At 41.7% G+C, this 16,068-nt stretch carries 10 protein-coding genes; 6 read left to right on the forward strand and 4 right to left on the reverse strand.

What is annotated here, in order from left to right; translation table 11 throughout:
* Positions 1–85 precede the first annotated feature (85 nt).
* From lolA to lrp, 3 genes are all read right to left on the reverse strand, one after another.
* On the reverse strand, positions 86–706 hold the full coding sequence (gene lolA / locus PSF09_RS02890) for an outer membrane lipoprotein chaperone LolA (protein WP_115167655.1): 621 nt from the start codon (positions 704–706) through the stop codon (positions 86–88).
* An 88-nt stretch (positions 707–794) separates the two neighbouring features.
* Complete coding sequence (locus PSF09_RS02895; RefSeq protein ID WP_272683469.1) at positions 795–4,439, reverse strand: DNA translocase FtsK 4TM domain-containing protein; 3,645 nt, start codon at positions 4,437–4,439, stop codon at positions 795–797.
* A 423-nt stretch (positions 4,440–4,862) separates the two neighbouring features.
* Positions 4,863–5,357 (reverse strand): leucine-responsive transcriptional regulator Lrp, encoded by a 495-nt coding sequence (gene lrp, locus PSF09_RS02900; protein WP_004256338.1) that lies wholly within the window; start codon positions 5,355–5,357, stop codon positions 4,863–4,865.
* Positions 5,358–5,892: 535 nt separating this feature from the next.
* On the opposite strand from lrp, the gene trxB reads away from it, so the two are divergent.
* The 6 genes from trxB (at position 5,893) to infA (ending at position 13,709) form a co-directional block, all read left to right on the forward strand.
* Entirely contained in the window at positions 5,893–6,852 is a 960-nt protein-coding gene (gene trxB, locus PSF09_RS02905; RefSeq protein ID WP_272683470.1) for a thioredoxin-disulfide reductase, read from the forward strand.
* Positions 6,853–7,034: 182 nt separating this feature from the next.
* Positions 7,035–8,714: a DUF7057 domain-containing protein gene (locus PSF09_RS02910; RefSeq protein ID WP_272683471.1), complete on the forward strand. Its 1,680-nt coding sequence runs from the start codon at positions 7,035–7,037 to the stop codon at positions 8,712–8,714.
* A gap of 414 nt (positions 8,715–9,128) precedes the next feature.
* Entirely contained in the window at positions 9,129–10,895 is a 1,767-nt protein-coding gene (gene cydD, locus PSF09_RS02915; protein WP_272520076.1) for a heme ABC transporter permease/ATP-binding protein CydD, read from the forward strand.
* 2 nt (positions 10,896–10,897) lie between these two features.
* Positions 10,898–12,640, forward strand: coding sequence for a heme ABC transporter ATP-binding protein/permease CydC (gene cydC, locus PSF09_RS02920; RefSeq protein WP_272665342.1), 1,743 nt, complete (start codon positions 10,898–10,900; stop codon positions 12,638–12,640).
* 7 nt (positions 12,641–12,647) lie between these two features.
* The gene (aat, locus tag PSF09_RS02925) at positions 12,648–13,349 is read left to right on the forward strand and encodes a leucyl/phenylalanyl-tRNA--protein transferase (RefSeq protein ID WP_210836811.1); all 702 of its coding nucleotides are present in this window, start codon (positions 12,648–12,650) and stop codon (positions 13,347–13,349) included.
* A gap of 141 nt (positions 13,350–13,490) precedes the next feature.
* A complete protein-coding gene (gene infA, locus PSF09_RS02930; RefSeq protein ID WP_004244560.1) occupies positions 13,491–13,709 on the forward strand; it encodes a translation initiation factor IF-1 in 219 nt (72 codons plus the stop codon).
* A gap of 60 nt (positions 13,710–13,769) precedes the next feature.
* Here the strand turns inward: infA and clpA are convergent, their stop codons facing one another.
* Positions 13,770–16,052 (reverse strand): ATP-dependent Clp protease ATP-binding subunit ClpA, encoded by a 2,283-nt coding sequence (gene clpA / locus PSF09_RS02935; protein ID WP_210836810.1) that lies wholly within the window; start codon positions 16,050–16,052, stop codon positions 13,770–13,772.
* Positions 16,053–16,068: the final 16 nt, after the last annotated feature.

Here is a 16,068-nt window from a genome sequence, read left to right on the forward strand (position 1 = left end):
ATATCCTCTTTTTTACCTCTTAAAATATCTTATATATTAACCAGCAAATACCAAAGTTGCTGGTTAATATTTTTTCTAATCAAGCTTATTTTGCGTTTGAGCGCTGGTCATCTAGAGTGACACCTTTTGGTACTGTAAATTTAAATTTACTTGCATCAACGCGACCATTTTTTTGCTCTTTTAATTGATAAGCACTGGTTTGGCCATCTTGCTCAACCGCTGAAAACTGCTCAATCGTCCCTTGGGGAGAAACTGTAATGGAAAAACGTTTTAAAGTTCCATTAGTTTGTTTTGGTTTTAAATCAAACGTATTTCCTTGTTGGATGATTGAGTACTGTTTCCAATCTTTCGGGTCGTTACGTGTAATTAGTAGAAATGGCGTATCTTGCGTAGCATCCGCTAAATTAGTTACGGTCACTTGTTCTACAAACGGATTATAAAACCACAAATTTTTTCCATCTGACACCAGTACACTTTCATCAGGTGATGTCATATTCCAATTAAATAAATTTGGGCGCTCAAGCCATAAATCCCCAACACCTTCTTGAATCAAATCCCCTTCAGGACTTGTCACTTTTTGCGAGAAGCTAGCTTGGAAGCTATTGACCTTATTCAAACGTTCTTGAAGGTCTTGGCTTGCGTCTGCCAATACTTGGCCAATATGTAAACTCAGGGCTAACGCACCCAATAACATCATTTTTTTCATCGATGAAAGACCTTAAAATTATTACCTTAAGAGGCGTCCCGTCTTTATACACCCCTTAAATTAAACCAGCAATTAGCACACTAAATTATTAATGTCCCATTGACGGAGGAGCAAGAACTTCACGGTTACCATTGTGCCCTTGCTCACTAACAATACCTTGGATTTCCATTTGCTCAACAATCCTTGCAGCACGGTTATAACCGATCCTGAATTGGCGTTGAACCCCAGAAATGGAAACTCGTTGTTTCTCAATAACAAACTCTACAGCTTGGTCAAACAGCGGATCGAGCTCTTCGCCACCACTATCATAACCACCGCCTTCGCTATCATCACTACAGGTTGTAATGCTATCAATATATTGTGGTTTACCGCGAGCTTTCCAATCATTCACAACGGCATGAACCTCTTGGTCACGGACAAAGGCGCCGTGCACCCGCACTGGAATTGAAGAGTTTGGTGGTAAATACAGCATATCCCCCATACCGAGTAAAGACTCCGCGCCGCCTTGGTCAAGGATCGTACGCGAGTCAATCTTACTGGATACCGTAAAAGCAATCCGTGTTGGGATATTTGCTTTGATTAACCCTGTAATAATATCAACCGATGGTCGTTGGGTTGCCAATACCAAATGGATACCCGCTGCACGTGCCTTTTGCGCCAATCGTGCAATTAGCTCTTCCACTTTTTTACCTGCCGTCATCATTAAGTCAGCAAACTCATCAACCATGACAACAATGTAAGGTTCTTTTTTCAGCATTGGATGCTCTACATCCATACTATCACCAGGTTTCCAATGTGGATCAGGGATTGGCCGTCCCATTTCGTCTGCCGCTTTGATGCGATCGTTATAACCCGCTAGATTACGTACCCCTAACGCAGACATCAATTTATAACGGCGTTCCATTTCATTCACGCACCAACGCAAGGCATTTGCCGCATCTTTCATGTCAGTAACCACTTCTGTCAATAGATGTGGGATACCTTCATAAATGGATAATTCGAGCATTTTCGGGTCAATCATGATAAAGCGAACATCTTCTGGTTTCGCTTTATACAAAATGCTGAGGATCATTGCATTGACCCCAACAGATTTACCAGAGCCAGTTGTCCCCGCAACGAGTAAATGTGGCATTTTCGCTAAATCAGCAACGACAGGATCGCCTTCAATATCTTTCCCTAACACAATAGTGAGAGGAGATGGATTTTTGCGGAAGTCATCGCAGTCTAATACTTCACTCAAGTAAACGGTTTGCCGTTTCTCATTAGGGAGCTCTAGGCCCACATAAGGTTTACCTGGTATCACTTCTACAACACGTACGGCTACGGTTGACAACGAACGAGCAAGGTCACGTGACAATGTAGATATCCTTGCTGCTTTTACTCCCGGCGCTAGATCAAGCTCAAACCGAGTAATGACAGGGCCTGGCGAGAACCCAACCACTTCAGCTTTAACACGATAATCATTGAGTCTCGCTTCAATCAACCTCGCTGTTTGTTCTAGTTTGAACATGTCCACTGGCTCTTCTTGCGCTGGCGGGCTTGCCAGCAAATCAAGAGATGGCATTGGCGTTGTTGGTTTCGGTAATGGTTGGTCATTACGCACTAAGAACGGGTGGAATAAACTATCTTGCTGTGGCTGCTGTGGCTGCTGTGGCTGCTGTGGCTGCTGTGGCTGCTGTGGCTGCTGTGGCTGCTGTGGCTGCTGTGGCTGCTGTGGCTGCTGTGGCTGTGCAAAAGTTTGTGTTACCGATTGTGGGTTGCCAAGCCCTTTAGCAATATTATCAATATTATTTTGCGAAGCCGCAGGTGGAACAGAAGACGCACTAAATGACGGCATAAATAATGGGTCAGCCGGCTCGTTATCAACCAAGTCATCAATAGGGGTAAAACTATCCAGTACAGAAAACTCTTTTCTTAAATCAATCCTAGGTTCAAAGTCCTCTTGTACTTGCGGAGAATACTCTTGCGTGAACTGAGGTTGATAGCCATTATCCACGATTGGCGTAATCTCCTCAGGCTCTGGAATTGTATGTGTATTATTAGACAATTGCGAAGCCGACGCCCAACGGTGTTCAATTTCTGGCTGTGTAAATGAGCTGATTTTATTTTCTGTCATTGGCTCATTTTGCAATGGTTCTTCATCTGAATGTACGCTATTTAACGGCGCTTCATAATCCGTTTCATCAACTTCACCATAACGTTCACGTTGCTGCTCTAAAAACTGCGCTCGTAGTAATTCACCTTGTTGTGCTTCATCATCAGTTTCAAGTTGCTCAGACTCACTCGCAGACCACTGCTGATATATCTGCTCACGCTTAGAGGCTTCTTCTTCACGCCGTTGTAGTTCTGCATCACGTAACGATGGAATGCGAATACCATATAACTCACGACGAGTCGGTAAGCGAACAGGGTTTGGCCGTGGAAGCTCTGGTTCCATATTTTGTTTAACCTGAGCATGACGTTCCAGCGCAGCCACTGAAATACCCGCAGCTGCTAATGCCGCAGGGTTAGAGCCCCTTTCAATGACTGATGAAGGAATAACACTTTGCGTTATATTTGCAGCGTCAAGTGGTGGAGCTGAGTGAGTTTGTGGTTCAAAAGCAGCTTGCTGAACAGGCGTTTTTTGTTTATCTGAATACTCTTGGTAAGCGGTATTACCTTGTTTCTGTGGTTCTGTTTGTTGATGATGTTGAACACTAAACAGCTGTTCTTCTGGTGCAACATATGGCGACGCTTGAACTAACGGCTCATTAACGGTATCAGATGTTATATCAAAACCAGCACCCAGCTTAGGCTGGTAATCTTCAGGTACTTCAAAATGATAAGTGCTCGGCTCATCCACTGCCGAGAAGGTCGGTACTGGAACTTGCTCAGATACGCTTTGATTCGCTAATGGGATTGAGTTTTCTGTCGCAGTAATCGCTTCATTCGTCGTTTTTTCTGTTGTTGGAACGATTTCAGTGACTAATTCAGCCACTGTGGGAGCAGAAAATAAAATATCATCCGCATCAATATTTTCTAGATCGTCATTAGCCCTGTGCTCAGCTTCTTGCGCACGCTGTAAAGCCCCTTCAGTCTCTTCAACGTCATAATCATAGTTATCTAAATCATCTCCCCTAGCTCGATTTGTCAGCAACGTAATTGGGAGAAGCACAGCCGCACCAATTTTTTCTGCTATTGTAAGCCATGACCACCCAGTAAACAGGGTAAAGCTTATTGCCCATAAAAATAGCAATGCTAACGTAGCACCTAATGAATTGAACCACGGCATAATTGCACTGCTAAATACACTGCCAATCACACCACCAGAGGCGAAGTTAGGTAAGTCATCAAAATTGAGAGCCGCGAGCCCACAAGAGGATAAAATAAGTGCTAAACCACCAATTAATCTTAATGATAAAGAGAAAAAGTCAATATATCGGCGCTGACTTTCGTATTGGAAAATCGCCCAGCACCCTAGAAGTAATAAGGGAGGAATAGCAAATGCAAGAATACCAAAAGCAGAGAAAAGGATATCAGCGCTCCATGAACCAACACTCCCCCCTAAATTTTTCACTGGGGCATTCCAAGTTGTCTGTGACCAGCTTGGATCTGAAGGGCTGAAGCTCAATAAAGCCACCATTAAGAAGAGTGCGCTCAAGCATATTGCGAGCAAAATAACCTCTAATAGCCGTCTTCCGCTACTTAGTTTTTTAAATTTGATGTGTTTATCTTCTGTATATTCTTGGCTCATTATTGTTTCTTTGCTAACTGATGTTCTTGACTAACCTAGGTTTATTCTACCATTAAACGCCTGGCTCTGCCTGCTTTACAACATCTAAGGTAAATCAGGACATTATGAAAACGCTAAGATGCAGTATTCCATCTAATGTATGACGATTCAATTTCTATTTCTCATCAAAAGTCCTAAATATTTATAGCTTTAGAATCAATAAATTGGAAATAAAATTTATCAATTGCTAAGTAATCTTTGCAAAATAACACAGAAAGACTTGGATTACGGTCAGACAATGCCTTTTAAAGGAGAGATATTACGTTTTTATCTAGCTGCAAATGAGGTGAGAAAACGGAACAACGCTGAGTAAACTCAGCGTTGAAACTGCAGTGCGGCAACAAAGCTGAAATGCTGTGCTGAAGCGAGGTTAAAAAGCTATGATTAGCGAGTTTTGATCACTAAGCGGTTGCTTTGTTTAACTTCTTCCATAACTACATAGGTGCGAGTGTCGTTCACGCCTGGTAAACGTAACAGAGTTTCACCTAACAGTTTACGATATGCGGACATATCTGGCACACGCGTTTTCAACAGGTAGTCAAAGTCACCAGAAACCAAGTGGCATTCCTGAATTTCTTCCAGTTTTTGAACTGCAGTATTGAATTGCTCAAACACATCAGCTGCACCGCGGTTGAGTGTAATTTCAACAAACACGAGTAAAGATGCATCTAAGTAGTGTGGGTTTAATAACGCCGTATAGCCAGAGATAAATCCTTGTCTCTCAAGACGACGCACACGCTCTAAACAAGGTGTTGGGGATAAACCAACTCGTTTAGATAATTCTACGTTAGAAATTCGCCCGTCTTTTTGTAACTCGTTTAATATATTCCTGTCGATACGGTCAAGGTCTTTGCCTGGACGCTTTTTATTGTCAATCATCTCTTTATCTCTCTTTCTCTAATTGTTATTTTCTACATCTAAAAATAAGCACCTTAGCCGCCACCTTTTTTATTTAGGAATTCGTGTTCAGGAGCAAATTTTATTCGTAATGCTGAAGTTAGTGTGAATGTAATTATCACCCACAATTTTTACTTGTATTTTAAATTTGTAAGTAGTGTAAAGTTAATTTTCCAGTGAGAACAAAAATGCGCCATTTCCATTGATCCGCTAGATAATTAACTCTTACACTGATGTTTTCGCAAATGCGCAGCCGATTGTCAAAGCAAATGAATAAAAATCAGTACAAGATTTCGCTTTTTTTTCCAGTAAAACGTTTCGCAGCCTTAATTCAAGATAATTCCTAAAAATTGTGATGCGTGACACAAGCAACTTTTTGTCACATTTTTTTACATTTTGTCGGTTTTACCTATTGATGAAATAAGCCAAATGAAACTAAGTCGCACTTAAACCACTTTTGTTAGCCTCTTATTTCTCCTACAATCTGATAAATGCTTTTTAGATTAAAGAGGAATTCATGAGCACAACAACACATCGCAAGTTAATCATTCTTGGTTCTGGCCCAGCAGGCTATACTGCGGCTGTCTATGCTGCACGTGCAAACTTAAACCCAGCATTGATTACTGGGGTGGAAAAAGGCGGTCAATTGACCACCACAACTGAAGTTGAAAACTGGCCTGGTGACCCAGAAGGTTTAACCGGTCCAGGGCTTATGGAACGCATGCATGAGCACGCGTCAAAATTTGATACTGAAATCATTTCTGACCATATCCAAAAAGTGGACTTAAAACAACGCCCTTTCCGTTTAATTGGCGATGAAAATGAATATACCTGTGACGCTTTAATTATTGCGACAGGCGCTTCCGCGCGTTATATCGGTCTGCCTTCAGAAGAAGCGTTCAAAGGCCGTGGCGTTTCAGCTTGTGCAACCTGTGATGGTTTCTTCTATCGCAATCAAAAAGTGGCTGTCGTTGGTGGTGGAAACACTGCAGTAGAAGAAGCGTTGTACCTTTCTAATATTGCATCAGAAGTCCATTTAATTCATCGCCGTGATAGCTTCCGCGCGGAAAAAATCCTTATTAACCGTTTAATGGATAAAGTTGAGAACGGTAATATTATCCTGCATACCGACCGTACATTAAATGAAGTCTTAGGTGATGACATGGGAGTAACGGGTGTACGCTTAGAGTGTACTAAAACACACGCAACAGAAGATATCCCTGTTATGGGTGCATTTATTGCTATCGGCCACAGTCCAAATACAGGCATTTTTGAAGGCCAACTCGATTTAGACAACGGTTATATTAAAGTGCAATCAGGCACCCAAGGCAATGCAACCAAAACCTCTGTTGAAGGTGTGTTCGCTGCCGGTGATGTCATGGACCACATCTACCGTCAAGCCATTACCTCTGCGGGCACAGGCTGTATGGCAGCCTTAGATGCAGAGCGTTATCTTGATGGCTTAGCATCTAAATAATCAATAAATTATTGTGATTTAAATAGGCTTCAATGTTTATTCAATTGAAGCCTTTTTTGTTACTGATATTACCCATCTTAACTATTGGTTTTACATATATTTTTAAGAGCAAGTTTATATTGTACTTCTCGAATACTCCCTATACTGTTTTTACATAACATTTACGAATATAGGGTGTAGGTATGGGGCAACAGTTAGAACGTGATGCCATTCGCGGTTATTCTTATTTTATTATTGTCATACTTGCCGTGATGCAAGGCATCGTCATCACTGCCACCACTGATTACGCCATCCGTATAGAAAGCCAATTAAGCGCGACCACTCTATATCTGCCTATTTTGCTCGCTATTTTTGTTCCTTCAGCAATAAGTTACCTAATTACCAATGCAAAATCCGGTATTTTTTATCTCAACATCGTCGTTATTATTGGGTTAATTTTCTGGCTCAATTACTGGCATGCCCAAGACTTTAAAAATCCTGCAGATACAGACCCATTCTTCGCCTTTATCACCCTAACCGTCCTGTTCTTTTTTATGCTTCCTTGGATGCAACTGTGGCAAGCAACAAGAACATGGAAAATCGATTACGGTTGCTTAATGGGGCTATATATTAAAAATACCTTTTTAGGTGTTCTAGCTGCTGCTATCGGTGGGTTGCTAACTTTAATCATAAAAATAGCCAGTTTCCTATTTGATATTGTTAACCTTAATTTTTTGAGTGAGGCTCTTGATAACGACGTTATCTACTGGGTGAGCTTTGCACTTGGCTTCAATGTAAGTTTAGTTTTTTTACGGACAACACTAAATGTACAGCTCAGTAATTTTGCTAGCTTTATTGCTCGTTTTTTCTTACCTCTCTTAAATATAGTTGCCGTTATTTTCTTAGGTGGTTTTGTTGTTTCCTACTTTTCAGGTTTAAGCTACTCGGAATTAGGCTCCGCCGTGATGCTATGGTTTTTAATTTTAAATCTCATTTTTATCAATTTTGTGTATGGCGATGGCACGAGCCAATATCAATACCGTACAGGTTTAAATGGTTTTGTCTTAATTAGCATTATTCTACTCAATGCATTTTCAGTGCTTTCTCTCTATGGCATTTTGGTTCGAGTTAACCAGTATAGTTGGAGTGTTGAACGCCTGTATGCATTTACTATTGCCTTATTCCTATTTGTATTGGTTTTTGCTTACAGCATTGCCATTATTTATAAAAGATCAGCTTGGATGTCCTATTTAGGGTTTATCAATAAAGCGGGGGTCTTGTCTCTAATTGCCATTATATTGGTCACTAACAGCCCTATTGCTGATTTTAAACGTATCACACTAAACAGTATTCTTGCTGGCGTTGAAAATGGCAAAATTAAAGTCAATAGCTCGCTAGCTTATGACTTAAAACAATTAGGTGAAAAAGGGCAACAGGCTTTTGAGCAACTCAATAACAACCCTGAATATCAAAAACTATTCCAAACTAGCCCTTATGAAGAAGAACAGCGCAAACCACTGAAATCAGTATTAATTCAGGCTCAAAATAGCCCCACAATACCAGACAGCTGGTTCGATCTCGGAGAAAATGTTAGCAGTGCGTGGTATTGCACTTCACAATATGACCCATACCCATGTGTGGGCTTTATGGCCGATGTAAACCAAAACAACCAAAATGATGTAGTTATGTGCTATTCCTACCCAAGTAGTTCGAGTATTGATTGCAATATATGGCAACAAACGGAACAGACCTGGGAGTTAATGGATACGCAAACTCGCACATTTAATAGCATGCAAGAAAAAAATCAGGCTTGGGATAATTTATTAAAAGGAAACTTTAAACTAAAACCCAAAGAATGGTTAATGATAGACCCCACTTCTTAATACTAATTAAAAATGCAGGTGGCTTAACATTTCTTTGTTAAGTCACCTTTTCATTACGTAAAAATACAGTAACATCTCAAGATTATTACATTCCAAACCTTACTGAAATATTAAATTTACCTTTACAAAACAATTTAATAACAAAACACAACTCACCGTAAATAACCCACTTTTATTATGTAACATATCGTGGTGAAACTGTTATGATGTACCCTAGTACCCGAATTTATGGGTAAGATCAAAAACGCAGATTTCCTTATAACCACCAATTGCGTTACCAGATCAAAAAATTATCGTTCTCATGCGGTATAAAATAGTCCAACTGCAATATAGCGCATGGTAAAAGCAACGTTAGGTTGGTATTTCCTAACTATACTCAATGACATTAAAACTACACCTGCTAACTAAATCATTATGGATAAATCAAGACAGACTGAATTGGTACGTTGGTTAAAACAACACAGTGCCCCTGCCAAGCGCTGGTTGCGGATCTCTATGTTACTAGGTATTTTGAGCGGATTACTGATTATTGCTCAAGCCTGGTTCTTAGCTGTTATCTTACAAGCATTGATTATGGATAACGTTCCTCGAGAACAGCTATTAACTCCCTTTATTCTTCTGATTTGCGTTTTCGTCTTACGTGCAATTGTCACCTATATACGAGAACGTGTTGGCTTTCGTTGTGGCCAAGTGGTGCGCCAAGAAATACGCACCATGGTACTCGATAAACTCCAAGAACTCGGCCCTGTTTGGGTTAAAGGTAAGCCAGCGGGTAGCTGGGCTACGATTATTCTTGAACAAATTGAAGACATGCAAGACTACTATTCACGCTATCTTCCACAAATGTATTTAGCGGGGATCATCCCCATTATGATCCTGATTGCTATTTTCCCATTTAACTGGGCTGCTGCACTTATTTTATTCGTCACTGCCCCGCTAATTCCTATTTTTATGGCATTAGTCGGGTTAGGTGCTGCGGATGCTAACCGCCGTAATTTTATTGCATTAGGCCGTTTAAGCGGTAGCTTTCTCGATAGATTACGAGGCCTTGATACCTTGCGGTTATTTTTTCGTGAAAAAGCAGAAATTAAGCAAATTCGCGAATCAACAGAGGATTTTCGTTCTAGAACGATGGAAGTACTAAGAATGGCATTTCTATCTTCTGGTGTACTTGAGTTTTTTGCATCGATTTCTATTGCTGTTGTTGCCGTCTATTTTGGTTTTTCTTACCTAGGTGAAATGAACTTTGGTAGCTACGGTCTACCTGTCACACTATTTGCCGGTTTTCTTGCCCTGATACTGTCTCCAGAGTTTTTCCAACCACTACGAGATCTTGGCACATACTACCACGCCAAAGCACAAGCTGTTGGTGCCGCTGAAACACTCGAAACATTGTTAAACAGTGATGGAGAACAAAACACTCAACAAGGAACCCAAACACTGAGCGATGATGCTATCTATATTCAGGCTAAACAATTAGAAATTTTATCCCATGATGGCGTGCGCCTTGCTGGGCCATTAGATTTCAATATTGAACCACAACAGCGTATTGCGATTGTTGGTCAAAGTGGCGCAGGGAAAAGCTCATTACTCAATTTATTGTTAGGCTTTTTACCTTATCGTGGCTCCATCACCGTCAATGGTGTTGAACTTCGTGAATTATGCCCTGATAAATGGCGTGAATTACTTGGTTGGGTTGGGCAAAACCCTCACCTTCCAGAGCAAACACTGGTTGAAAACATCTGTTTAGGCAAGCCAAATGCTACAGAGGCAGAAATTCAACAGGCTATTGATAATGCATATGTTTCCGAGTTCTTAGCCCATTTGCCTGACGGTCTAAATACCAAATTAGGTGACTATGCCGCCCGCCTTTCGGTCGGACAAGCTCAACGTGTTGCCGTTGCACGAACCCTGTTGAAACCTTCTCGTATGCTACTTCTAGATGAGCCCGCTGCGAGCTTAGACTCCCACAGTGAGCAACGTGTCATGCAAACACTTAACCAGCTATCAAGTCAGCAAACAACCCTTTTAGTCACCCATTTGCTGGAAGAAACCCTTGATTATGACCAAATTTGGGTAATGGCTAATGGGCAAATCATTCAGCAAGGTAATTACACACAATTAAGTCAATCAGAAGGCGCTTTTGCCCAATTACTTGCCCATCGTAGTGAGGAGCTTTGATAATGAAAATTTTATTACCTTTCTTAGCTCTTTACCGCCGCCATTGGTTTTTAATTACATTAGGTATCATCTTAGCGATTGTGACCTTACTGGCGAGTATTGGCTTACTTACCCTTTCCGGTTGGTTTTTAGCCGGAACCGCAATTGCTGGTTTTCCGGGTCTTTACTATTTTAATTACATGTTACCCGCTGCGGGCGTCCGTGGCGCCGCTATTTTTCGTACCGCTGGCCGCTATGGAGAACGCCTAGTTAGTCACGATGCCACCTTTAAAGTACTTGCTCATTTGCGAGTTTTCGCTTTTAGTAAAGTATTACCCCTTTCACCGGGCGGTATCAGCCGTTTCCGTCAGGGGGAATTACTCAATCGCCTCGTCGCCGACGTAGAGACCCTAGATCACCTCTATTTACGCGTTTTATCGCCGATCATTACTGCGTTTTTTGTTACCTTTGTCCTTATTTTTGGTTTAAGTTACCTCGACCCTCGTCTTGCATGGACTCTGGGTGGCATCATGTTGTTCTTACTGTTTACCATGCCATTTATATTTTATCGTGCTGGTAAACCTATCGGCCGTGAACTAACCGAATTACGTGGAAGTTATCGCACTATTTTAACCTCTGCACTGCAAGGGCAAGCTGAGCTAACATTGTTTGGCGCCACTGACCGTTTTCGCCAAAATTTGCTTAATATTGAAAATAAATGGCAAATACGCCAACAACAGCAAGCAGCACTTACCGGGCTATCTCAAGCCATTATTTTATTTGCCTCTGGTGTGACTGCTACACTACTTCTTTGGATGGCAGCCGACCATGTCGGGGGGGATACCAAGCCGGGTGCTCTGATTGCTTTGTTTGTTTTCTGTGCGCTGGCTGCTTTCGAAGCATTAGGCCCTGTAGCGGTAGCCTTCCAACATATGGGGCAAGTGATTGCGTCTGCTACTCGCGTTTCCCAATTAATGACCGCAAAACCGGAGGTAACTTTCCCGAGTGAAAGCCCTTCAATCGCAACATTGGAATGCCTGACTGTCGACAATATTTCATTTACCTATCCAGAACAACCATTTGCCGTTCTTCACAATGTATCTTTAACGTTAAATAAAGGCCAACACCTTGCTTTATTAGGTAAAACTGGCTGCGGTAAATCAACACTCCTTCAATTATTAACTCGAGCTTGGGATGTTGATAGCGGAACCATCTACTTAAATGGCACGCCTATTAACGAATTTAGCGAAAAATCGTTACGCAATATGATGTCTGTTGTGCCACAACGAGTTCATGTCTTTAGTGATACATTACGCAATAATCTATTACTCGCCAATGAACAAGCGACTGATATCGAATTAAGTGAAGTATTACAACAAGTTGGCTTGGGAAATTTATTAGAAAACGAATTAAAGCTTAATGCATGGATGGGTGAAGGCGGTCGACAGCTTTCTGGTGGGGAACAGCGCCGCTTAGGCATTGCCCGTGCTTTATTACATAATACCCCATTAATTCTAATGGATGAGCCAACGGAAGGGCTTGATGCGCAGACAGAACAACAGATTTTAGCGCTACTCAAAGAAAAATGTGCTGATAAAACATTAATTGTCATTACTCACCGCATGCAGGGCTTAGAGGAAATGGATAACATTTGCGTGATGGATAATGGTAAAATCATCGAACAAGGTACCCATCAAGCGTTGTTAGGCATGCAAGGCCAGTATTATCAGTTCCGCCAGCGCCACTGGGCACAGCAACCGCTCTGAGGCGTATATGTATCAATTAGATGACGACTCCTATTTATTCCCTCCCGTGTCTGAAGCCATGCGGGAGCCCAATGGTTTATTAGCGATTGGCGGAGATCTTTCATCAAAAAGGCTGCAAGCCGCTTATTATGATGGTATCTTTCCTTGGTTCAATCCAGGAGAGATGCCTTTATGGTGGTCTCCGGACCCGAGAGCAGTACTCATGGTTGGTGAGCTTCATATTAGCCGGTCAATGAAAAAAGTATTAAAAAAGCAGACTTATCGCATTACTGTAAACCATGCATTCAAGCAAGTTATTGAAGCTTGTTCTGTACGCCAAGAAGGCACATGGATTTTACCGGAAGTTCAAGCGGGGTATTTGGCATTACACCAAGCAGGTATGGCGCATTCCATCGAAGCTTGGTATGACGATAAACTCGTTGGAGGCCTGTATGGTGTGAACATGGGGCACCTATTTTGTGGGGAATCTATGTTCAGTAGAATGAATGATGCATCCAAATTTGCTTTTATTACATTCTATTTTCATTTTTTGCGCTATAATGGGCAACTTTTTGATTGTCAGGTACTTAACCACCATACCGCCTCAATCGGCGCAAAAGAGATATCCCGTAGGGATTTTTTACATATTCTTTATCGGTGGCGTGACAAAGCGATTGACCCCGCCTGCTGGATACCGCAATCGATTGAAATACCGCCAATTTTCGATTAATGAATTTTGGTTTTACATTAATTTTATTCCTTCACTTAAAAATAAAGATCGCGTTAAAATGCGACACTTCTTTACTTAGTGCGGGTTTTTGGGCATTATCTTGCCCGTTAAAAATCACGGTTATTAAACTTAGAGGATTAGATGGCCAAAGAAGACAATATTGAAATGCAGGGCACAGTTTTAGATACCCTGCCAAACACAATGTTCCGTGTTGAACTGGAAAACGGTCACGTGGTGACTGCTCATATTTCTGGAAAAATGCGTAAAAACTATATCCGCATCCTGACAGGCGACAAGGTAACTGTAGAGTTAACACCTTATGACCTGAGCAAAGGCCGAATCATTTTCCGTAGCCGTTGATATTCGCTTCAGGCAAGGCCTGACAACCACAGGTGCATTGATACACCTGTGGTCTATTCGTCAGAATACCGCATCCTCCGGAGAGGCCTTGTGCACGCTACTGAAGCTGTATGTCAGTGTGTTACTTTTTTCATCAAGCCCGATACTTACAGAGCCACCATTCGTTAGTGAACCAAATAGCAACTCGTTTGCTAATGGTTTTTTCAGGTTATCCTGAATGGTGCGAGCCATAGGTCGGGCACCCATCGCTTTATCATAACCTTTTTCACATAACCAACGGCGAGCCGCGGCGCTAACTTCAATTGATACGCCTTTTTCATCAAGTTGAACTTGTAATTCTACAATAAACTTATCAACAACTTGCGTAATAATTTCCGGAGTTAATGAGTTAAACCAAATGATACCATCAAGGCGGTTGCGAAACTCTGGTGAGAATGTCTTTTTGATTTCAGACATCGCATCAGTACTATTATCTTGCTCAGCAAAACCAATAGAACGACGCTGAGTTTCTTGCACCCCTGCGTTAGTTGTCATTACCACAACAACATTTCGAAAATCTGCTTTACGGCCGTTGTTATCCGTTAAAGTACCGTGGTCCATTACCTGTAAGAGGATATTAAACACATCAGGATGGGCTTTTTCGATCTCATCTAACAACACCACTGAATGTGGATGCTTGATAACAGCATCTGTCAGTAAACCACCTTGGTCAAAGCCGACATAGCCAGGAGGAGCACCAATTAAACGACTAACAGTATGACGCTCCATATACTCGGACATATCAAAACGTAATAATTTAATATCCAGCGCTTTGGCTAACTGAACAGTGACCTCCGTTTTACCCACCCCCGTCGGACCTGCAAACAAGAAAGAACCCACCGGTTTATTTTCTAACCCTAAACCTGCCCGATTCATTTTAATTGCCTCAGACAATGAATCTATCGCTTTGTCTTGCCCAAACACTAACATTTTCAAACGAGAGTCGAGTGTCTTGAGTTTGTCTTTATCACTTGAAGAAACAGTTTTTTCAGGAATACGAGCGATACGCGCCACAACAGTTTCAATTTCGGGTACACCAATAGTTTTTTTACGCTTACTTGGTGCAACCAATCGCGTTCGTGCACCAGCTTCATCGATCACGTCAATGGCTTTATCAGGCAAATGTCTATCAGTGATATATTTAATGGATAAGTCTACTGCGGCTTGAATCGCTTTTGCGGTATACCGAACATCATGATGCGCTTCATATTTAGGTTTTAACCCATTGATGATGCGAATTGTTTCTTCTGGAGTTGGTTCCACAATATCAATTTTCTGGAAACGACGCGCCAAAGCTCTGTCTTTCTCAAAAATACTGCCAAATTCTTGGTATGTTGTAGAACCAATAACACGAATTCGGCCACTGGATAGCAACGGTTTAATTAAATTTGCAGCGTCAACTTGCCCACCAGAGGCCGCCCCTGCACCGATGATAGTGTGTATTTCATCAATAAATAAAATACTCTTCGGATCTTTTTCCAGCATTTTTAATAATGCTTTGAAGCGTTTCTCAAAGTCACCACGGTATTTGGTTCCCGCCAGTAATGAGCCAATATCTAATGAATAAATTGTGCAACCTTTCATTACGTCAGGAACATCATCTTGCTCAATACGCCACGCCAGCCCTTCGGCAATCGCGGTTTTACCGACACCTGACTCGCCAACTAATAATGGGTTATTTTTACGACGGCGGCACAGTACTTGAATAGTACGCTCTAATTCAGCCTGACGTCCAACTAGAGGGTCGATATTCCCTTTCTTGGCCTGCTGGTTCAAGTTGGTCGTAAAGTTGTCCATATGGTCTTCTGAGACCGGCTGCTCTTCATTTTGCATGCTACTAGAGGGGATATCTTGTTCTGATGACGCCTCTTCGCCTTTTATCGTGCCATGAGATATATAATTAACCACATCTAAACGGCTAACATCATGTTTACGTAATAAGTACGCAGCTTGGGATTCTTGCTCACTAAAAATTGCGACTAATACGTTTGCGCCGCTAACTTCGTTACGCCCAGATGATTGCACATGAAAAACGGCGCGCTGTAATACACGCTGAAAACTCAACGTAGGCTGGGTGTCTCTGCTATCATTTTCGGGTAACAAAGGTGTCGTTTGCGCGATGAAGTGTTCAAGTTCTTGACGTAATGCAACAAGATCAACCTTACAAGCATCTAAAGCTTCGCGAGCAGAGATATTACTCAGTAGCGCTAGCAATAGGTGCTCTACAGTCATAAACTCATGGCGGCTGTCTTTCGCTTTCGTAAAAGCTACGTTTAAACTAAGCTCCAGTTCTTGATTGAGCATAAGCACCTCCCAAAAT

The sequence above is a fragment of the Providencia sp. PROV141 genome (assembly GCF_028481645.1).
Lineage (GTDB): Bacteria > Pseudomonadota > Gammaproteobacteria > Enterobacterales > Enterobacteriaceae > Providencia > Providencia rettgeri.